Origin of the sequence: Paenibacillus nanensis, assembly GCF_003583765.1 — a bacterium.
In the GTDB taxonomy this organism is placed as follows: Bacteria; Bacillota; Bacilli; order Paenibacillales; family Paenibacillaceae; genus Pristimantibacillus; species Pristimantibacillus nanensis.
In genome coordinates, this window is record NZ_QXQA01000004.1 from 246,484 (window position 1) to 267,032 (window position 20,549).

The window sequence follows — 20,549 nt, forward strand, 5'->3', positions numbered from 1 at the left end:
CAATTTAGGAGGCTTAAACAATGAACGAACAAACGTATAAAAAGCTGGAGTACGACAGGATTAAGGACATGGTAGCGGCGTATACCGTCTCGCCTGCCGGAAGACGCCTGGCTGAAGCGATGCAGCCAAGTACGGCTGCAGGGCAGATTGAAGCATGGTTAAAGGAGACGAACGAGGCTTCCGAGCTGCTGGGAAGCGGGGCAAGCATTCCGCTGTCCGCGATGGAGGGGATCGATACGTTCATGTCACTCCTCGGAAAAGGAAAGATCTACACGGAAGCGGAGCTGGATGCGGTAGCGATATGGCTGACATCCGTTTCTCAAATGAAGAAATATATGCGCAGCAAAATGCATCTGGCGCCAACAATCGCTTCGTATGCGGAATCGATGGACGAATGCAAGCCGCTAAGGGAAGAGCTTGGGCGGAGCATTCGATACGGCATGCTTACGGATGAAGCAAGTCCCGACTTGGCCTATATCCGAAGACAGATTTACGCGATGGAGGATAGGATCAGCCGCAAAATGGAGAATGCGCTTAGCAAATACCGCAGCGCCCTCCAAGAATCGATCGTCAGCAAGCGGAGGGACCGGTTCGTCATTGCGGTGAAGCGGGAGCTGCGCAAGCAGGTGCCGGGAACCGTGCTCGATGAATCGTCCAGCGGACAGACGCTGTTCGTCGAACCTTTGGATGTTTCCGAGCTGCAGCTGGAGCTTACGGAATGGCGGGCGGCGGAGGAGCGGGAGCGGACGGTCGTGCTCGCCAGACTATCCGAGCTTGCGGAAAGCTACGCGCTGTCGCTCGAAACGAACAGGCAGGCCATGGCGTCGTTCGATTTCATTATGGCGCGCGGCAAGCTGGCGAGAAGCTATGAGGGCAGGCTGATTGCGCTAAGCGGTGAGCCGGTCATCAAGCTGCAAGGCGCAAGACATCCGCTTTTAGGCAACAATTGCGTGCCGATCGACGCGGAGCTCGGAGAGAGGTGGAAGCAGCTCATCATTACGGGCCCGAACACAGGCGGGAAGACGGCTGCTTTAAAAACGATGGGGCTCCTCGCGCTCATGAATCAATCCGGCCTTCTCATTCCGGCGGATGAGGGGAGCGTCATGGGTATCTTTCGCGAGGTGCTTGCCGACGTGGGAGACGGTCAAAGCTTAGAGCAATCGCTTAGCACCTTCTCCTCGCATATCGCTGTTTTGAAGGAGATGCTCACTAGCGCGGGACCAAGCTCGCTTCTGCTGCTCGACGAGATGGCTGCCGGAACGGACCCGTCGGAAGGGATCGCTTTATCGATCGCTGTGCTGGAATGCTTGCTTGAGAAAGGCTCGCTTGTGGCGGCGACGACCCATTTTAATGAGATTAAAACGTTCGCCGCTCGGACTCCGGGCTGCCAAAACGGCAGAATGGCGTTTGACCCTGAAACGTTAATGCCGCTATACCGTCTGGAAATCGGCGAAGCGGGAGACAGTCACGCTTTTGCGATTGCCAGACGGTTCGGATTGCCGGAGTCTGTAATGGCGCGGGCGGAGACGCTGTTAGCGAAGAAAAACAGCCAGCCCGAGCCGTCGCGAATTGCGGTGCCGGATGTGACGGGAATAACGCTGCCTGTTCAACCGGCGAAAGCGGACAGCAGGGAGCATTCTGCCGCCAATCACGAAAAGAAAGAAAACAGGCCGTCTTTTCAAAAAGGAGACGCTGTTTGGATCTATCCGTTGAAACGGGCGGGAGTCGTCTATAAACCTGCGGATGAGCGGGGGAACGTCATTGTCCAAGTGAAAGGGGAGAAGCTGAGCTTCAACCAGAAGCGATTGAAGCTCTATATTGCGAGGAAAGAGCTATATCCCGGCGAGACTTATGATCTGGATATCGTCTTTGAATCCAAAGCGAACCGGAAGGCGCGTCATCTCATGGGCCGTAAGCATGTGGAGGGGCTGGAGATCGTCATTCCGGAGGAGGAAAGCAACAGCTAATCGCGGCTTTGAATGACGAGCAGCCGGCCTTCCTTTAACCGGATCGTCCCGCTCTCGGCTAACAGAACATTGCTAATGCCGATCGATTGACCGATGGTGAGCGTTGCATTATTCAGCGGGTATTGGAAGCCGGAAAGGGTGATTCCCGTAACTTGCTCCGATAACGGAAGCAGCGATACTTGCGGATGATCGACTCGCTCAAGCACGCATGTCCGGGAAATCAAGCGTATTCGGTTATGGGCGTCTATGATTTGCGCGGGGATGCCGAAGGCATCGGCCAGCGCAAGCAGGTGGACATTCGCCAGCGAATGATCGAATCTTGTGCCCAGCGCCCCAATCAACAGCAGCTCGGACGGCTTCATATCTAAGGCAAGACGAAAAGCCATTTCGGTATCGGTATAGTCTTTGTCGATCGGATCGCAGGCGATGGTGCGGCCGCTCTTCTCGCGGATCAGCGCCATCTCCTCTTCCGATACGGAGTCGAAGTCGCCGATGGCCACGTCAGGGGCCAATCCGTTCTGAAGTAGAAACCGGGCGCCGCTGTCGGCTCCGATCAATGTATCGGACTCGCGGACCAGCCCGAGCGACCAGTCGCCAAGCGCTCCTCCTGCAAAAATGACGATTCGCTGCAGCATCCTTCATCGTCCTTCCTATTTTTATAACGTCAACAATATGACTATCAGTATATCGTGTCATTTCCAATCCGACAATGTACCGAAATTTGTCGTTGCATGACGGGTTCGGGCGGATATAAAATGGGTTAGGACATATCAGGTTATATATTGCGGCAATGATAGGAAGCGGGGACTGCAGCTGTGAGTATGGATATATTTAACGTGTTCAGCATCATCGGCACAATTGCTTTCGCCGTGAGCGGCGCGATTGTTGCCATGGAGGAAGAATACGATATTTTGGGAGTCTATGTGTTAGGGCTCGTTACCGCGTTCGGCGGCGGCGTCGTTCGGAATTTATTGATCGGCATGCCGGTGACCACGCTATGGAGTCAAGGCTATTTGTTCAAAATCGCGATTATCTCCATGACGATTGCGTTCGTGCTGCCGGTAAGATGGATTTTGCGGTGGAGGCGCAGCGAAGCGTTATTCGATGCGATTGGTCTCGCGGCTTTCGCCATTCAGGGCGCGCTGTACGCGACCGATATGGGGCATCCGCTCAGCGCCGTGCTAGTGGCGGCGATGCTTACCGGTATTGGCGGCGGCATCATTCGAGATGTTCTCGCGGGCCGCAAGCCCCTTGTGCTGAAGGACGAAATTTATGCGGTTTGGGCGATGCTGGCCGGTCTTGCCATCGGACTCGGCTGGTTCGAGACGACGGTCGAGCTGCTTGTATTATTTGTGATCGTCATTGTATTCCGCATGCTGTCAGTCTATTATAAATGGAAGCTTCCGCGGCGGTCGCTGCGCGGGGCATTCGCCGCATCGGAGAGGGTGCCCGTCAATGGGCAAAATTATAAGCAGAAGGATGTATGACAATGGAAGCGGTACGCGTATTATTTGTATGTCTCGGCAATATCTGCAGATCGCCAATGGCGGAGGCGGTGATGCGCCATATCGTCCGCCAGGAGAGTCTGCCATACCCTATTGAAGTCGATTCCGCGGGAACCGGCGATTGGCATCTCGGCCATCAGCCGCACGAAGGTACTCGTAAAGTGCTGGATGAACACGGCGTTTCTTACGAAGGGATGAGAGCTAGACTTGTCAAGCCTGAGGATTACGGCAGCTTCACCTATATCATCTGTATGGACCGGAAAAATTTAAAGGATGTGCGGGACGTTTTCCGAAATGGGATAGATAGGGACGGCAAAGTTTTTACATTTATGGAGCTGCTGCCGCATCGGGGGGTTCAGGATGTGCCTGACCCTTATTATGAAGGCAACTTCCCCTACGTTTATGAGCTGGTGGAAGAGGGCTGCAGAGCGCTTTTAGCCAAAATAAAGGCCGACATGGTTCGGGGTTAACCCCCGTTGCATGCCGGCCTTTTCCCGTTATTATTCGACCTCGATGAAGTAACGGAGCGCTTGCGGAATTTCCTGCTGCCAGAAGCCCCATTGATGCTTGCCGTCCTTCTCTTCATAAAAGATGGCTGCGCCTTTGTGTTCAAGCAGCGCTCTCGTATTCCGGTTCAGCGCGACGAAATCGTAGACGCCCCGGTCTGTCTCATAGGCATCTTCCTGAAGGCCGACGATCATATAGATGGTCAGCCAGCTTAAATCGGCGCAGTTGCCGACGATGGCTTGCGAACTGGCGTAAAATGCGCCCGAAAGCGACATCACACGGTTGAACAGATCGGGATACGCGAGCGCAAGATGCAAAGATACCGTGCCGCCTAAGCTGTCGCCCGCAAGCACGCGGTCCTCTTTGCGCTGCTTAACCGGAAATTTGCCTTCAATATAAGGGACAAGCTCCTCCGCGAAGAAACGGATATAAGCTTCGTGGCGCGAGCCGTCCGGCGCGTATTCCTCCGTGCGCACCTTCTTGTCGACATCGACGCCAACAATAATGAACGGCTCCAAACCTTCATCAAGGATAAGCTTCGTCGCTGTAGTCGCCACACGCCCAAAGTTGAAGAAATCTTCGCCGTCCTGGCAATATACAACCGGATAGCTGAGCACCTCATTGTATCCCGGCGGCAGGAACACACGAAGGTTGCGGCTTCCTTCGGGAAGAAAGCGGCTTTCGACCGTTTCCTTTAATATGGTTCTTTTTAAATAACGCTCGTCTGTCATCGTGATAACTCCTTATCGTGATTGAATGGAATAGCAGTGTTGTGGGCAAACAATAGTAAGGTATGGAAGGGAAAAGAGCGTTTTTTTTGCTGTTGTATTATGCTGTTATAGTAATCATTGAACTCTGTAGCATATACAATTTCTTAACGAATCGATAAGAATCAGCGAAAAAACAACGGTTTTTTTGTTTTTTACTTTGACCATTTTCGTTAAACAGGTTTATAATAATTCTATAACAGAGGTACCCGATTTTCAAATATTTCGATTGAGGTGAACGTTCAAAATGAGCAAATTGCCATACGAAGTTCAAACAGAACCGGTTACGCCGCTATCCGTATTGTCGCTCGATGGTGACGTAATTAACCCGGACTACATGCCGGAATTAACAGATGACCAATTGAAAGAAATTATGTATCGCATGGTATTCACGCGCACATGGGACGAGCGTGCCGTAAACCTTGGCCGTCAAGGGCGTCTGGGCTTCTATGCGCCGGTATCCGGTCAAGAAGCTTCTATGGTAGGCAGCGAATACGCTTTGAACAAAGATGACTTTATTTGCCCAGGCTACCGCGACATGCCGCAAATCGTATGGCATGGTCTGCCGTTGTACCAAGCATTCCTATATTCCCGCGGCCATCAGCATGGCGGCCAAATTCCGGAAGGCGTCAACGTTCTGATGCCGCAAATCATTATCGGCGCGCAAATTTTGCACGCGACAGGCGTCGCTATGGCGTTTAAGAAGAAAGGCGAGAAGCGCGTCGCGATTACGTACACAGGCGACGGCGGATCCTCGGAAGGCGATTTCTACGAAGGCTTGAACTTCGCTGGCGTTTATAAGCTTCCTGTTATTTATGCGGTTCAAAACAACGGTTACGCGATCACGACTCCATTCGCGAAGCAAACGGCTTCGTTGTCGATTGCGCACAAAGCTGTTGCAGCAGGCATTAGAGGCATTCAAGTTGACGGCATGGACGTACTGGCCGTCATCAAAGCGGTTCGCGAAGCGGCAGAACGCGGACGCAATGGCGAAGGCGCAACGCTGATCGAGCTTCTGACGTACCGTTTCCGTCCGCATTCCATGGCGGATGACGCGACGAAATACCGCACGAAGGAAGAAGAAGCGGAATGGGCGCTGAAGGATCCGCTGATCCGTTTCGGCAAATTCCTTGAGAAGAAAGGCCTTTGGACGGAAGAAGACACGAATCGCGTGAAGGAAGAAGCGAAGGCGGCCGTTAACGAAAATATCAAAAAAGCGGAAGCGGTCGAAAAAATGACCGTTGCCGGACTGATCGACTCGATGTTCGAAACAACGCCGAAATATCTCGAAGAACAAAAGGCTGACTTTCAATAATAGGGGAGGACGAAACGATCATGGCACAAATGAATATGCTTGAAGCGATTCGCGACGCGATGCGCGTAGAACTGAAACGTGACTCGAACGTACTCATCTTCGGTGAGGACGCAGGTAAAGTAGGCGGAGTATTCCGCGTAACGGAAGGTTTGCAGGAAGAATTCGGGGAAGATCGCGTATTCGATACGCCGCTGGCGGAGTCCGCAATCGCGGGCATGGCAGTCGGCATGGGGATTCAAGGCTTCCGCCCTATCGCGGAAATTCAATTCGTTGGTTTTATTTTTGAAGCGCTTGATCAAATGTTCGTTCAAGCAGCCCGTATGCGCTACCGTTCCGGCGGCCGCTACAATTCGCCGATCGTATTCCGTACGCCATTCGGCGGCGGCGTTAAGGCAGCCGAGCTTCATACGGACGCGTTGGAAGGCTTGGCTCTTCAGACGCCTGGCATTAAAGTCGTTATTCCTTCCAACCCATACGACGCAAAAGGCTTGATGATTTCCGCCATTCGCGATAACGATCCCGTGTTCTTCATGGAGCACTTGAACCTGTACCGCGCATTTAAAGCGGACGTTCCGGAAGGCGAATATACCGTTGAAATCGGCAAAGCGAACGTTGTTCGCGAAGGCAGCGACGTCACAATCATCGCTTACGGCATGATGGTCCATACCGCTGTGAAAGCAGCCGATGAGCTTGAAAAACAAGGCATTAAGGCAGAGGTTATCGATCTGCGCTCGCTGGTGCCTCTCGATATCGATACAATCGTTGCTTCGATTCAAAAGACGAACCGCGCGATCGTTGTGCAAGAAGCGCAAAGATCCGCCGGCGCAGCCGCTGAGGTTATCGCGCAAATTAACGAAAAAGCGATTCTGCATTTGGAAGCTCCTGTGCTCCGCGTAGCAGGTCCGGATACCGTTTATCCATTTGCTCAAATCGAGGACCTTTGGCTGCCGACTCCTGCTCGTATCGTAGCTGCGGCTCAGAAAGTTTTGAATTTTTAATTGAAACAGAAATTAAGTACGCATTTCTAAAGGAGGTTGCCATCGGTGGCTAGATTCGAATATCGATTCCCTGAGCTGGGCGAAGGCTTGCATGAGGGCGAAATTATTAAAGTGCTGATTCAGCCAGGCGCTACAGTGACAGACGATGACATTATTATGGAAGTTCAAAACGATAAAGCTGTCGTTGAAGTGCCTTGCCCGGTAAACGGCAAAGTGCTTGAAGTATTGGTGAAGGACGGTCAAGTATGCCATGTCGGCGAGCTTGTTGCCGTCATTGACGCGGAAGGCGACCTGCCTGAGCAAGCAACGCCGGCGGCTGCGGAAGAGCCGAAGAAAGAAGAAGCGGCTCCAGCGCCTGCTAGCGCACCTGCAGCTGCACCTGCTCCGCAAGCGACTAACGCTCAAGTATTGGCTACACCAAGCGTGCGCAAATACGCTCGCGAGAAGGGCGTAGACTTAACGCAAGTAAGCGGCACAGGCAAAAACGGCCGTATTACTCGTGAAGACGTAAACGGCTTCGGCGGCGCCCCTGCGGCTGCGGCAGCTCCTGCAGCGGCGGAAGCGGCGCAAGAGAAGGCAGCTGGCGCGGCAGAAGCGAATGCAGCGGCTCCAGTCGCGGCTGGTACGCCTTACCGTCCAGAAGAGCGCGTGCCGTTCAAAGGTATCCGCAAAGCGATTTCCAACGCCATGGTGAAATCCGTCTATACGGCTCCTCACGTTACGATTATGGATGAGGTTGACGTAACCGAGCTTGTTGCACTGCGCGCGAAATATAAGCCATACGCAGAGAAAAAAGGCTCCAAGCTTACGTATTTGCCGTTCATCGTGAAGGCTCTGGTTGCGGCTTGCCGCCAGTTCCCAATTATGAACTCGACACTCGACGAGCAAAACCAAGAGATCGTCTACCGCAAATACTACAATATCGGCATCGCTACTGATACAGACAACGGTCTGATTGTACCGGTCATCGAAGATGCCGACCGCAAAAACATCTTTATGGTAGCTGACGCGATTCGCGACCTTGCTGTTCGCGGCCGCGAAGGCAAGCTTGCGCCTAACGAGATGAGAGGAAGCACGATTTCCATCTCGAACATCGGTTCCGCTGGCGGTATGTTCTTTACTCCAGTTATCAACTTCCCTGAAGTTGCAATCCTGGGTACAGGCCGTATCTCCGAGAAGCCGGTCGTACGCAACGGCGAGATCGTAGCGGCTCCAGTGATGGCATTGTCGCTCAGCTTTGACCACCGTCTCATCGACGGCGCAACGGCTCAAAACTTTATGAACTATATTAAACAGCTTCTGGCGCAGCCTGAACTGTTCATAATGGAGGTTTAACAAATGGTAGTGGGAGACGCTTCTTTAGATATTGATACACTAGTCATTGGTGCGGGACCTGGCGGCTATGTTGCCGCCATCCGCGCCGCTCAGCTCGGTCAAAACGTCCTTGTCGTCGACAAGGAGCATGTAGGCGGCGTGTGCTTGAACGTAGGATGTATTCCTTCCAAAGCGCTGATCTCCGCAGCTCATCAATACGAGTCCGTCAGCCATGCGTCCGCGTTCGGCATCGAAGTCGGCGAAGCGAAAGTGGACTTCAGCAAGGTACAGGAATTCAAAAACGGCATCGTGAAAAAGCTGACCGGCGGCGTTGCTTCGCTTCTTAAAGCGAACAAAGTGCAATACTTCCACGGCGAAGTGATGTTCATTAACGAAAACGAAGCGCGCGTGTTCAACGATCAAGAAGCGCCGCGCTACCGTTTCAAAAACTGCATTATCGCGACTGGATCCCGTCCAATCGAGCTGAAGGCGTTCCCTTACGGCGGACGCATCGTGTCTTCGACCGGCGCGTTGTCCTTGCCTGAAATTCCGAAGAGCCTCGTCGTTATCGGCGGCGGCTATATCGGTATCGAGCTTGGCCAAATGTACTCCAAGTTCGGCACAAAGGTAACGGTTATCGAAGGCTCCGATTCGATCCTTCCTGGCTTCGACAAAGACATGTCTTCCATCGTTGCGAAGAAGCTGAAATCGAAAAACGTGGACATCGTAACAGGCGCTCAAGCGAAAAGCGCAGAGCAAACGGACAAAGATGTTACCGTTACGTATACAGTAGGCGACAAAGAAGAGAAAGTAACGGCGGATTACCTGCTTGTTACGGTCGGCCGTCGTCCTAACACGGACGGCGAGCTTGGTCTTGACCTGATCGGCATCAAAACGACTGATCGCGGTCTGGTTGAAGTTGACCAACAGTGCCGCACGAACATTCCGCATATTTACGCGATCGGCGATATTATCGCGGGTCCGGCTCTGGCTCACAAAGCCATGTACGAAGGCCGCGTAGCGGCTGAGGCGATTGCGGGACATCCAAGCGTTATCGATTACAAATGCGTACCGGCTGTATGCTTCTCCGATCCAGAGTGCGCAAGCGTCGGTCTTAGCGAGAAAGAAGCGAAGGATAAAGGCCACAACGTTAAAGTGGGCAAATTCCCGTTCGCGATCAACGGCCGCGCAATGTCGCTTAACGCAAACGAAGGCTTCGTGAAGCTGGTTGCAGACGCTGACTCCGGTCTGGTGCTTGGCGCGCATATCGTAGGTCTTGAAGCTTCGAACATGATCGCCGAGCTAGCTCTTGCGATCGAGATGGGCGCTACGCTTGAAGATATCGCCCTTACGATTCATGCTCACCCAACGCTTGGCGAAATCGTATTGGATGCGGCTGAGGTTGCCCTTGGTCACCCAATCCACACGTTTATTAAATAAGAATTCAACAGCATAATTGATCGTTTCAAAATTTTAACAAGAGGTCACGCGGATGTTTTTACGCCGCGCGGCCTCTTTCCGCATATATATGGAAGTAATTAGGCATGCAAAGAAAGGGATGATCGATAATGGAAAACACGTTGACGAAAAAAGCGAGCGAATCGCGGACGCTGATGACGCAGCTCATTTTCCCGCATGATACGAATCACTATGATACGATGTTCGGCGGCAAGCTGATGGAGTATATGGATAAAGTAGCCGCAATTGCGGCTATGCGGCATGCCCGTATGCGCGTTGTGACCGCTTCGACGGACAGCCTTGATTTCCTGAAGCCGATCCGGATCGGCGACGCCATCGAGGTCGAAGCCTTTGTTACATGGACGCATCGCAGTTCAATGGAGATCTATGTTTCCGTGACGACGGAAAATTTATATTCGGGAGCGCGTGATGTTACCGTTACCGCGTTTTTTACGTTTGTAGCGCTTGATGAGCAAAGCAAGCCTTGTCCCGTTCCTTCCGTACAGCCGGAAAGCGAGCTTGAGCAGCAGCTTTATGCGACCGCGCCGGAGCGATACGCGCAAAGAAAAAAACGGAAACAAGATAGACTGGGCAACTGAGCGTATCGGATGTTATAATAATAGTTATTTTACTAGGCGTACAGGTTGTACATATATTGAAGAACTGCGAGGGGGACTAGCATGAATACCAGCGAACAAGCCTATCTGCAGCTGCTGAGAGACGTGCTGGCGCATGGCGTGAGGAAGAACGACCGGACGGGTACGGGGACAATCTCGATGTTCGGCTATCAGATGAGATTTCCGCTTAACGAAGGATTTCCTCTGCTGACGACGAAGCGCGTGCCGTTTAAGCTTGTTGCCAGCGAGCTTTTATGGTTTATCAAAGGAGATACGAATATTCGTTATCTGCTGGAGAACAAAAATAACATCTGGAATGAGTGGGCCTTCAAGCGTTGGGTCGAAAGCAGCGAGTATCAAGGGCCCGACATGACGAATTTCGGCCTGCGCTGCCAGACTGACGAGGCGTTCGCGCTGCAATATGAAGCGGAAATGAGCCTCTTCAAGGAGCGCATTTTGACGGACGGCGCGTTCGCGGCCGCATACGGAGAGCTTGGCGATGTGTACGGCAAGCAGTGGCGCGCCTGGAAGACGGCCCAAGGCGATACGATCGACCAGCTGAAGGATGTAATCGCTGCGATCAAAAGCAATCCGGATTCGAGAAGGCTGATTGTGTCCGCATGGAACCCGGAGGATGTGCCAAGCATGGCGTTGCCGCCATGTCATACGATGTTCCAATTTTATGTGTCGGAAGGCAAGCTGTCCTGTCAGTTATATCAGCGCAGCGGCGACATTTTTTTAGGCATTCCTTTTAATATTGCTAGTTATGCTCTCTTAACGCATCTAATCGCGCATGAGTGCGGCCTCGGCGTCGGCGATTTCGTGCATACGCTGGGGGACGCGCATATTTATACCAACCACCTGGAGCAAATCGGCATCCAATTGTCCCGCGAGCCGCGGAGCTTGCCGAAGCTTTCGTTGAACCCAAGCAAGCGCTCGGTGTTCGAATTCGAGTTATCGGATATCGCGGTGGAAGGATACGATCCTCATCCAACAATTAAAGCGCCGGTAGCGGTATAGGAAGGAGCGAGTGCACGATGACCGTCACTTTAATCGCGGCAATGGACCGCAATTATGCGATTGGCGCGGACAATAAGCTGCTGTGGCATTTGCCGGCCGATATGGCTTATTTTAAAGCGATGACGACAGGCAAGACCGTGCTGATGGGCCGAAAAACGTTCGAATCGTTGGGCAGGCCATTGCCTAACCGCCGCAATGTTGTGCTGACCCGACAACAAGGGTTAGCTTTTGAAGGCTGCGAGATTGTGCATGACATCAAGGATGCGCTTGAACGGTTCAGGGACGAAGAATTGATGGTGATCGGCGGGGCCGAGGTCTATACGCTTGCGTTGCCTTATGCCGATAAGCTCCTTCTAACAGAGGTTGAGGCGGAAATCGAGGGCAGCGACGCGTTTTTCCCGAAATTCGACAAGTCGGAATGGAGTCTATCGGCAAGCGAATTCAAAGAAAAGAATGAACGGAATCCGTATGATTGCCGTTTCCAAACCTATTTACGTGTACGGAAATAACCGTGCAAGTCTGGTGTTTTTAGCGAACTATTCGTCATAAAGTGCAAATGATTGTACGGATAATCCATTAACGGGTTCAATAATGAAATGCTAGCATGTTATAATAAGCTATCGTCTCAACCTATGTAAACAATGTTTTACTTTATAAAAATATATGGATTCCCGTTATTATTCGACAGTCTATCATGGCTAGTAACACCGGGAAACAGGGATGGAGGAAAAGCGATCATGTCTACACCTACTGGTTTTATGGAATATCAGCGCGAATTGCCGGCCGATCGCGACCCGCTTGAGCGCATCAAGGATTGGAATGAGTTTCACAAGCATTTGTCCGATGAGCAGCTGCGCACGCAAGGCGCTCGCTGTATGGATTGCGGTACGCCTTACTGCCATACCGGCATGGAGCTGGCTGGATCAGTCTCCGGCTGTCCGGTTAATAACCTGATTCCAGAGTGGAACAACTTAATTTATAGAGGTCTGTGGAAGGAAGCGCTTGAGCGTCTGCACAAGACGAATAACTTTCCTGAATTTACAGGCCGCGTATGTCCTGCGCCTTGTGAAGGCTCTTGTACGGTTGGCTTAATTGGCGACGCGGTTACGATCAAGACGATCGAGCAAGCGATTATCGACCGCGGATTCGAAGAGGGCTGGGTCGTGCCTCAGCCTCCTAAGGTTCGCACAGGCAAACGCGTTGCAGTCGTCGGTTCCGGTCCGGCAGGGCTTGCGACGGCAGCCCAGCTGAATAAAGCCGGCCATACCGTCACCGTCTATGAGCGCGCGGATCGTATCGGCGGTTTGCTCACATACGGCATCCCAACGATGAAGCTGGAGAAGCATGTCGTTCAGCGCCGCGTTGATCTTCTTGCGGCAGAAGGCATCGAGTTTGTTACGAACACGGAAATCGGTAAAGATATTTCGGCGAACGAGCTGTTGGAACAGTTCGACGCTGTCGTCCTGTGCGGCGGCGCGACTCGCGCTCGCGACGTTGAAATTGAAGGCCGTCATTTGAAGGGCGTTCATATGGCGATGGACTATTTGAACGGCACGATTAAGAGCTATCTGGACTCCAATTTGGAGGACGGCAACTATATTAACGCTAAAGATAAGAACGTTATCGTGATCGGCGGCGGCGACACAGGTACGGACTGCGTCGCTACGGCTCTGCGTCACGGCTGCAAATCGGTGACCCAATTCGGCACGCATGCGAAAGCTCCGCTTGAGCGCGATCCGATCAACAACCCATGGCCGCAATTCCCGAACGTGTACACGCTCGATTATGCGCAGGAAGAAGCGAAAGCGTTGTTCGGCGAAGATCCTCGGGCGTTCTCCGTACTGACGAAAAAATTCGTTGGCGACGAAGACGGCAACTTGAAGGAGCTCCACACTGTTCAAATCGAGCGGACTGTGGACGAGACAGGCCGCAAAATTTATAAGGAGATCCCGGGCACCGAGAAGGTATGGCCGGCAGACCTCGTGTTTATCGCGGTAGGCTTCGAAGGACCGGAGACGACGCTGATCGAACAGCTGGGTCTGGAGCAAGACCGCCGTTCGAATGTTAAAGCAAAGTATGGCAAATATAATACAAACGTTGAGAAAGTATTTGCGGCAGGCGATATGCGCCGCGGTCAAAGTTTGGTCGTTTGGGCGATCAACGAAGGCCGTGAAGCAGCCCGCGAGGTTGACAAATATTTGATGGGATCCTCGATGCTCCCTTAACGTGAAAGCCTTATATGTCATGAAGCCGCAATCAGCGGCCGTGGCGGCATACCAAGAAAGCGCCCTTTGGGCGCTTTTCTTGCTTGTTTCCGCATTGAATAGAAAGGATGGATAAGGTATGATCAAATACGGTTCAGACCGAATTACGGAGCTGAAGTTTAAAAGCTTTACATCAATAGTAGAGTTGAGGCCGGACGGGCAGTGGGTCGACATTGCGCTTCATCCGGCTGTAGATGAGGCGACCCCGATTCCAGACGATTTGATCGAGTTTTCGATCCTGGTCATCTGCACGCGTGACGGTGTCATTGCTCAAATTGTGCCGCAGGACGAGGATTGCGATTGCGAATATCAGTTTACGTTCAGCGAGAAAGAGCAAATCAAGGCGTTTGTGATGTCGGAGGAAATGCAAGCGAGGATTCAAAAACTGTCCTCCCCTGCTTAAGGCAAGTTGTGGTAAAATCGGTGTAGATGACGTGAAGGAGAGATCTTCATGCCCGCCGAAAACGCTTATGTGCTTACGCCGAATGATGTACGCAATATTCGAAGCTATGTGTATCACAAATATGCCTCCATGCCGCAAGAGAAGCGGGCGGAGATCGTGGCTGACGCGGTCACGCGGATTATACATAAGCAGCTGCCGAATTTCGAAGACGCAATTAAGCGCCGGCTTACCCATACATTAATCCGCTCTACCGTACTGGAGCACCAGCGTCCGGTAAGCGCCGACGATATTTATGCGCTGTGCTTGGAGCTGGATCAGAACGACGAGACGATCGCCGAGCCGCTTAACCGATGGGTACGCGAGCAAGCATCTAAGCTGGAACGGGCCTTTATTGCTGACGAAGCGGCAGCAGAGCCGCCTATCACAGCGGACGTGATTCCGATTCGGCCGGTGCAAGCCCCGCATGTTCAGGGCCATAAGCGAAGAAGGCTTTATATGTACGGTTCCTTGTTTGTAACCGTTGCGGCTGCCTCGATCCTATTCGGAATGTCGATGCTGGATAGACCGCCTTTGACCGCACCGCCGGAGTCCATGGCGCAGGAGCAGGCGCCGCAGGCTGCGCTGCCGGTTCAACCGGGGAACGAGCTGCCGGATGAGCTTCGGTATACGGATGTCGATCGCAAGAAGCTCATTGCCTATTTGGAGAGCAAAGCATCCTTGTTAGCGGAGCCTCACTATTTTAACGCCATTATGCAAACGTCCAAGGACTTCGATATCCATCCTGCGCTGTTGTTCGCGATAACCGGACAGGAACAAGGCTTTGTGCCTAAAACGCATGAAAATGCGGAGACAATCGCCAGCAATCCTTTTAATGTGTTTCATAGCTGGCAGGAATTTAATACGACGATCGAACAATCTTCGCAGATCGCCGCGCGCACCATTGTAAGGCTCAGCAAGGACAAGCCTGCGGATACCGATCCTCTCACCTGGATTAATCGCGAATATGCGGAGGATCCGAACTGGTCGAACGGTGTTCGATCGTTATTCAAGTCGATTACAGCCGAGATTCATAAGCCGTAGTCAGACGATTAAGATCGCAAAAGGAGCGACCCGTTGTTGAAGACATTAATTATTGCGGAGAAGCCCGATATGGGGCGCAATATTGCCGCGGCGATCGATCCGAAAGCCAAAAACCACCGTACTTATATAGAAGGCGAACAATATATCATCACATGGGCCATCGGGCATCTGATCGGCCTCGCCGAACCGGACGCCTATGATGACCGATACAAGAAATGGAATATTAATGATCTGCCCATCATTCCGTCCGTCTTTAAGCTGGTGCCGAACCGCAAGACGCTCGACCAGCTGAAAGTGATTAAAGAACTGGCGAAGCGATGCGACCAATTAATTAACTGCTGCGACGCCGGACGTGAAGGGCAATATATCTTTTCCTTAATACAGAGGCATTTGAAATTAAAACAGCCTGTAAAACGGCTGTGGATTTCCGACCTGACGCCGGAGACGATACGTAAGGGCTTTGCCGAGCTGAAGGACGGCTCCGAATACGAGAATTTGACGAAAGCCGCAACGGCAAGAAGCGAAGCCGATTGGCTGATTGGAATGAACGGCTCTCGCGCTTTTACAACGAGACATAACGTGCTGTTATCCGTCGGACGCGTACAGACGCCGGTGCTTGCGCTCATTTACGACCGCCAGAAAACAATCGAAAACTTTGATTCGCTTAAGTTTTTTGAGGTGGAAGGCCAGTTTGAGCAGGGTGACACCCACTATCGGGGGATGTGGCAGGGCGATCGCATTACAGACCCGAAGCAAGCGGAAACGATTGCGGCCAAGGTGAAAGGAAAGCAAGGACGCATTGCCTCCTATGAAGTTAAGGACGTGAAGGAATATCCGTTTAAGCTTTACGATCTGACGCTGCTGCAGCGGGAGGCGAACGGGAAGCTTGGCTTCTCCGCCAAGAAGACGCTGGACATCGCCCAGGCGCTGTATGAGAAGCACAAAGTGATTTCTTACCCGCGCACCAACTCCAACTATGTGACGGAACAAAATATTCCGGAGATGCATAAGGCGCTCGCTTCTTTGCAGGGTACGGCATATGACGAGCTGGCGAAGGGCGCGAACCGCGGTTTGGTGCATAAAGGAAATAAGTTTATATGCAATCCTGCAAAGGTGGAGGACCATCACGCGATACTGCCCACGCATCGCAAGGCAACGAGCTTATCGCCCGATGAGTCGAAGCTGTACGATATGATCGTACGGCGTTTTCTGTCGCAGTTTTATCCGGCTGCCGAATATAAGTCCCATACTGTTCTGACCGAAGTGGAAGGCGAAACGTTTAAAACGAACGTGAAAGAGCTCCTGAGCTTAGGCTGGAAGGCGATCTACGCCGACCAGAAGAAAGAGAAAGGGAAGGGCGGCAAGAAGGACAAGGATGAGGAGACCGAAGAAGAAGAGGAAGTGAATGAGCCGTTCGGCGTGGATGCGCAAAGCGCCGTGCTGTGCCGTGACGCCGTCTCGAAGGAGAAGGATACGCAGCCGCCCAAGCATTATACGGAGGGCACGCTTCTGAAAGCGATGGAAAGCGCCGGCAAGCAGATTGAGGATGAAGAAGTGCGGGACGCGATGAAGGACTCCGGGTTAGGCACGCCGGCGACTCGCGCTGCTACGATCGAAAGATTAAAGAACGTCGGCTACATTACGATGCAGGGTAAAAAAATAATGATAACCCAGAAGGGACGCACGGCGATCGAGCTCATCCGCGCAGCAGGTGTGGAGCTGTTAACCTCTCCTGAAATGACAGGCATGTGGGAGCGGAGGCTGAATGAAATTGCCAGAGGCGGCGCATCCGACGCCCAGTTTATGGAGAACGTCAAAAAGTTCGCGACTATGATCGTTCAAAAGGTTCGGGTGCAGAACCGAGTCGATAGTAAAGCGTTCGAAGGGGAGACACCTGCAGCAAAAGGGAATTCGCGTAAAAGCAAGACGTCAGGCGGATCCAGCAGCGGTGGAGGTACTTCCGCGAAGGGAAGCAGAAGCGCTCCGCAACGCGCGAAAGCTGCAGAAGCTGATGCGTCGGGAGGCGGAACAGCGGTTCTGACGAGCGAACCATCCGTCGTCGCCAACTGTCCGCGTCCAGGGTGCGGAGGCAAGCTGTTTATGGGGCGGAAAGGCTACGGCTGCTCGAATTACCGTATCGGCTGTAAATTTGTAATTTGGAAGGATTCGTTCGGCCGCAGCTTAACGGACTCCCAAGTTAAAGCGCTGGTTGAAAAAGGGAAGACCGCTAAGCTGAAGCTGGTAACGAATGACGGCAGACAAACCGAAGGGCGGATCGTCCTTCGGAATGTGGAGACGGGAGAATTGGCGGTAGAAGAGGTGTAAGCTTCGTCCTTAGTCTCTGTTCACATATCGATGGATTGTATCAGGGACGTCCTTCAAGCGGTCAAGTGTAAAAAATGCGCCCTTCGGCTTGACGTCGATTTGTACCATATTATACTGCCATTCGTCATGCGCCCGCATATGAATGGCATGAATGCCGGCGGTTAAGGCCGGGACGACATCGGTTCGGATTGAATTGCCGATCATCCAGGTGTGTTCCCGGTCGAAGCTGCCGGTTTTCAATATTTGCTCTAACGCGTCAGTGTTCTTCAGCTGACGAATATAGATGCGCGAGCTGAAGTAACGCTCGAGTCCCATCCGGTCGATCTTGCGCTGCTGGATGAGAGGCTCGCCGCCCGTATATAAATGGAGCTCATGACCGGCTGAAGCTAATTCGTCAAGCGTATGTTCCATATGGGGATACGGTTCCGTCTCATGCTCGTATACGCTAAGTCCAAGCTTCCACAGAAAATCCTCCTCCGCCTTGGAACGCTTCCTTCCGGTCAAGTCGCAAAAGTAGCGGTATGTCTCCTGGAAGGATTGTGGGAAATGCTCGCTTTTAAAGCCTGTATGGCCGACAAGCGCGATGTCGATCTCCGTCTGCTTATCACGGATTGATCCAGGCGTCGCAAGCGGAGAACCCGCGAACCAAGTGCTCATGGCGTCAACAAACTGGTCCACGACAAAGAAAAAATATTTATTGCAATAAATTAATGTATCGTCAAGATCGAACAGGATCTGTTGCTTCATCTTTATTCTCCTTTGAGGCAAGCTGGCTCATATTTACTGTATGACCAATCTACCTCAAAAACCCGTCCTTCGTCAATGAACGCCAATCCATAGGCGGACTAGGACCGGCCAAGCATAGTACGCCTTCCCCTGCCGCATAATGTAAGTGGAGGTGATCGGATTGCCGTTCAATAAAAGCCAAACGACGCATGAGCAGCAAAGCTTCTCCCGTATGAAGTCGGAAGCGATTACGCTGAAAATGAACAAATTCGCGAAACGCCCGCCAAGCTTGAACAAAATTAATAAAAATTTGCCGTAAGCAGAGCTGCTCCGCGGTAAACGAAGAAGAGGGGAACCGTTCCAAAGCGGTTCTCCTCTTCTTCATCATTAAGCGTATTTCAGCTGGGATTCGGCCAGCTGGTTCTTAATAAAGGCGATGCGTCTGCGGACGTAGAAATCGCGGCTGTCTCCACGCAAGTCTGAGGGCTTGATCACCTCCTCTGTGTCGTTGTCGATGATAACAAGACGGCCGTCCCGATAAAATTTGAAGGTTAGATCCCGATGGGGACGGACCTTCTCTACGTAACGAAAGTTTTCACAGTTGGATTTCATGATGATCAAGCCTCCTTTATGATCGTAAAATGATTTCATGATTGCGAACATTTGTTCTTATTTGTATTATAGCAAACATTTGTTCGGGTGGAAAGTGTTTTTTATTTACCGTAAACTAGATTCATAGAAGCGTTTTCAGGCATTGAGAAGGAGTGCGGAACATGTTGAGAATAAAAGGCTTGTCCAAACGGATCCCGGGCGGTCCAAAGGTACTTCACGATATTAGCTTTGAAGCGTATGAGGGCGATTTTATCGCGGTGAAAGGAAGCAGCGGAAGCGGCAAATCGATGCTGCTCAAATGTTTGGCGCTGCAGGAGAGCTGGAGCTCCGGCACCTATATGTTTAACGGTAAAGACGTGCTTAAGGAAGGCTGGCTGGCGAAGCAGAAGGTGAAGCAGCAGGTTGCTTATTTGGAGGAGAAGCCGTTCCTCTATCCGGAGAAAACCGGTCTTAAAAATGTCATTATCGGTTCGGTCAATCAAACGCCTGCGTGGCGCCGGTGGACCGGCATGGTGCGGAACGACGATTATATGGGCGCTATGGATTTGATCGAAAAACGGGGCTTGCTGGATAAGGCGCATACGAAGGCGAAGCATTTAAGCGGCGGGGAGCGCCAGCGCATGGCGGTCGCGAGGGCGCTTGTGCACGGCGCGAAGGTCATTGTTGCGGATGAGCCGGTGTCCGGTCTTGACCCGCATGCGGCGGACGCCGTCTTAAGCGAGCTGAAGGCGCTCTGCAAAAACGAGGGTCTCATCGTCATTGCGGTCCTCCACCAAGGCGATTGGGCGGAGCGTTACGCGGACCGGATATTAGGACTAAACGCGGGCAAGCTGGTGCTGGACGTTTATGGCAGACGACTGACCGAACGGGAAAAAATGCTTTTATAATCATTTGCATATCGAAATACTTTGCAGCGTACGCACGGGACGAACGCGGAGGCGCATAAGCTAAAACCATCTAACGAAACAGGATGGTGCGAACGCATATGCCGATGTCAACGCCTCTAGTTGTTCAGACCGCAAAGGCGTCTTTCCCCAAAGCGGAATTTTCGATCCCGCATGTGAGCGGCGGGGCTTCTTCTGCAGCCGATCAGAAAATAAACGAAACGATTCTTCGAGCGGTCCAAGAGCTTGTTAACAGCCAAGGAAGTCTTGAGGACCCGCGTGCGGAGATGCTCGGTTATTTCGAAGTGAAAACTAACGAAAAGGACGTATTCAGTCTCTCGCTCTACAATTACGCGTATACCGGGGGAGCGCACGGCATGACGCTGCAGCGCTCGCTTACGTTTAGAGCGTCTACGGGGCAGACCTATGAGCTGAAGGATCTGTTCAAGCCGGGCAGCGATTATGTGGGGCGCATCAGCGCATATGTAGCGGCTGGGATTAAAGCCCGCGATATAACGCCGCTAGAGCCGTTCACCAGCATTCAGCCCGACCAGTCCTTTTACATTGCGGACCGGGCGCTCGTCGTGTATTTTCAGCTTTATGAGCTTGCGGCTTATGTGTACGGATTTTTATATTTTCCCATATCAGTGTTCGAGCTGCAGGATATTATCGCGGAGGACGGTCCGCTAGGCCCAATGCTCGCGGGCGATTAAGAAGAATAGGGATCTCTCGACAAGGGTGCTCACCGTTGCCGGGAGATCCCTTTCCTTTTGGGTCAGCATGCTCG

The 20,549-nt window shown here is 52.3% G+C and carries 21 protein-coding genes; 17 read left to right on the plus strand and 4 right to left on the minus strand.

Features of this window, described 5'->3' with window-relative positions; genetic code table 11:
* Positions 1-20: 20 nt before the first annotated feature.
* Positions 21-1,967 carry an endonuclease MutS2 gene (locus D3P08_RS09295; RefSeq protein WP_119599264.1) on the plus strand — a complete coding sequence of 649 codons (1,947 nt, stop codon included), beginning with the start codon at positions 21-23 and terminating at the stop codon, positions 1,965-1,967.
* Here the strand turns inward: D3P08_RS09295 and D3P08_RS09300 are convergent.
* Positions 1,964-2,602 (minus strand): thiamine diphosphokinase, encoded by a 639-nt coding sequence (locus D3P08_RS09300; RefSeq protein WP_119599266.1) that lies wholly within the window; start codon positions 2,600-2,602, stop codon positions 1,964-1,966. The two genes, D3P08_RS09295 and D3P08_RS09300, sit on opposite strands and share 4 nt — an antisense overlap.
* A 186-nt stretch (positions 2,603-2,788) precedes the next feature.
* Here D3P08_RS09300 and D3P08_RS09305 point away from each other — a divergent pair, with 186 nt between their 5' ends.
* Both D3P08_RS09305 and D3P08_RS09310 read left to right on the plus strand, forming a co-directional pair.
* Positions 2,789-3,454, plus strand: coding sequence for a trimeric intracellular cation channel family protein (locus D3P08_RS09305; RefSeq protein ID WP_119599268.1), 666 nt, complete (start codon positions 2,789-2,791; stop codon positions 3,452-3,454).
* A gap of 2 nt (positions 3,455-3,456) precedes the next feature.
* Positions 3,457-3,942, plus strand: coding sequence for a low molecular weight protein-tyrosine-phosphatase (locus D3P08_RS09310; protein WP_119599270.1), 486 nt, complete (start codon positions 3,457-3,459; stop codon positions 3,940-3,942).
* 30 nt (positions 3,943-3,972) lie between these two features.
* Here the strand turns inward: D3P08_RS09310 and D3P08_RS09315 are convergent, their stop codons facing one another.
* Complete coding sequence (locus D3P08_RS09315; protein ID WP_119599272.1) at positions 3,973-4,710, minus strand: alpha/beta hydrolase; 738 nt, start codon at positions 4,708-4,710, stop codon at positions 3,973-3,975.
* A 283-nt stretch (positions 4,711-4,993) separates the two neighbouring features.
* Between D3P08_RS09315 and pdhA the strand changes: the two genes are divergently transcribed.
* The 11 genes from pdhA (at position 4,994) to D3P08_RS09370 (ending at position 17,540) form a co-directional block, all read left to right on the plus strand.
* Positions 4,994-6,061: a pyruvate dehydrogenase (acetyl-transferring) E1 component subunit alpha gene (gene pdhA / locus D3P08_RS09320; protein WP_119599274.1), complete on the plus strand. Its 1,068-nt coding sequence runs from the start codon at positions 4,994-4,996 to the stop codon at positions 6,059-6,061.
* Between the two features lie 20 nt (positions 6,062-6,081).
* Complete coding sequence (locus D3P08_RS09325; protein ID WP_119599276.1) at positions 6,082-7,059, plus strand: alpha-ketoacid dehydrogenase subunit beta; 978 nt, start codon at positions 6,082-6,084, stop codon at positions 7,057-7,059.
* Between the two features lie 45 nt (positions 7,060-7,104).
* Positions 7,105-8,394, plus strand: coding sequence for a dihydrolipoamide acetyltransferase family protein (locus D3P08_RS09330; protein WP_119599278.1), 1,290 nt, complete (start codon positions 7,105-7,107; stop codon positions 8,392-8,394).
* A gap of 3 nt (positions 8,395-8,397) precedes the next feature.
* On the plus strand, positions 8,398-9,813 hold the full coding sequence (lpdA, locus tag D3P08_RS09335; RefSeq protein ID WP_119599280.1) for a dihydrolipoyl dehydrogenase: 1,416 nt from the start codon (positions 8,398-8,400) through the stop codon (positions 9,811-9,813).
* A 128-nt stretch (positions 9,814-9,941) separates the two neighbouring features.
* Complete coding sequence (locus tag D3P08_RS09340; protein WP_119599282.1) at positions 9,942-10,430, plus strand: acyl-CoA thioesterase; 489 nt, start codon at positions 9,942-9,944, stop codon at positions 10,428-10,430.
* Between the two features lie 81 nt (positions 10,431-10,511).
* Complete coding sequence (locus D3P08_RS09345; protein ID WP_119599284.1) at positions 10,512-11,468, plus strand: thymidylate synthase; 957 nt, start codon at positions 10,512-10,514, stop codon at positions 11,466-11,468.
* Positions 11,469-11,485: 17 nt separating this feature from the next.
* Positions 11,486-11,977, plus strand: a complete 492-nt coding sequence (locus D3P08_RS09350; protein ID WP_119599286.1) for a dihydrofolate reductase — start codon at positions 11,486-11,488, stop codon at positions 11,975-11,977.
* Between the two features lie 228 nt (positions 11,978-12,205).
* Positions 12,206-13,693, plus strand: a complete 1,488-nt coding sequence (locus D3P08_RS09355) for a glutamate synthase subunit beta (RefSeq protein ID WP_119599287.1) — start codon at positions 12,206-12,208, stop codon at positions 13,691-13,693.
* A gap of 118 nt (positions 13,694-13,811) precedes the next feature.
* Positions 13,812-14,135, plus strand: a complete 324-nt coding sequence (locus tag D3P08_RS09360; protein ID WP_119599289.1) for a hypothetical protein — start codon at positions 13,812-13,814, stop codon at positions 14,133-14,135.
* A gap of 48 nt (positions 14,136-14,183) precedes the next feature.
* Positions 14,184-15,215 (plus strand): hypothetical protein, encoded by a 1,032-nt coding sequence (locus D3P08_RS09365; RefSeq protein ID WP_119599291.1) that lies wholly within the window; start codon positions 14,184-14,186, stop codon positions 15,213-15,215.
* Between the two features lie 36 nt (positions 15,216-15,251).
* On the plus strand, positions 15,252-17,540 hold the full coding sequence (locus D3P08_RS09370) for a type IA DNA topoisomerase (protein WP_119599293.1): 2,289 nt from the start codon (positions 15,252-15,254) through the stop codon (positions 17,538-17,540).
* Between the two features lie 9 nt (positions 17,541-17,549).
* Here the strand turns inward: D3P08_RS09370 and D3P08_RS09375 are convergent, their stop codons facing one another.
* Positions 17,550-18,287, minus strand: a complete 738-nt coding sequence (locus D3P08_RS09375) for an HAD family hydrolase (RefSeq protein WP_119599295.1) — start codon at positions 18,285-18,287, stop codon at positions 17,550-17,552.
* 160 nt (positions 18,288-18,447) lie between these two features.
* Between D3P08_RS09375 and D3P08_RS27260 the strand changes: the two genes are divergently transcribed.
* Positions 18,448-18,585, plus strand: a complete 138-nt coding sequence (locus D3P08_RS27260; RefSeq protein ID WP_162848411.1) for a hypothetical protein — start codon at positions 18,448-18,450, stop codon at positions 18,583-18,585.
* 68 nt (positions 18,586-18,653) lie between these two features.
* On the opposite strand, the gene D3P08_RS09380 is transcribed toward D3P08_RS27260, so the two are convergent.
* Positions 18,654-18,878: a hypothetical protein gene (locus D3P08_RS09380; protein WP_119599297.1), complete on the minus strand. Its 225-nt coding sequence runs from the start codon at positions 18,876-18,878 to the stop codon at positions 18,654-18,656.
* Between the two features lie 161 nt (positions 18,879-19,039).
* Here D3P08_RS09380 and D3P08_RS09385 point away from each other — a divergent pair, with 161 nt between their 5' ends.
* Both D3P08_RS09385 and D3P08_RS09390 read left to right on the plus strand, forming a co-directional pair.
* The gene (locus tag D3P08_RS09385) at positions 19,040-19,765 is read left to right on the plus strand and encodes a phosphonate ABC transporter ATP-binding protein (RefSeq protein ID WP_119599299.1); all 726 of its coding nucleotides are present in this window, start codon (positions 19,040-19,042) and stop codon (positions 19,763-19,765) included.
* A gap of 98 nt (positions 19,766-19,863) precedes the next feature.
* The gene (locus tag D3P08_RS09390; protein ID WP_119599516.1) at positions 19,864-20,475 is read left to right on the plus strand and encodes a DUF3298 and DUF4163 domain-containing protein; all 612 of its coding nucleotides are present in this window, start codon (positions 19,864-19,866) and stop codon (positions 20,473-20,475) included.
* The last annotated feature ends 74 nt before the right edge of the window (positions 20,476-20,549 follow it).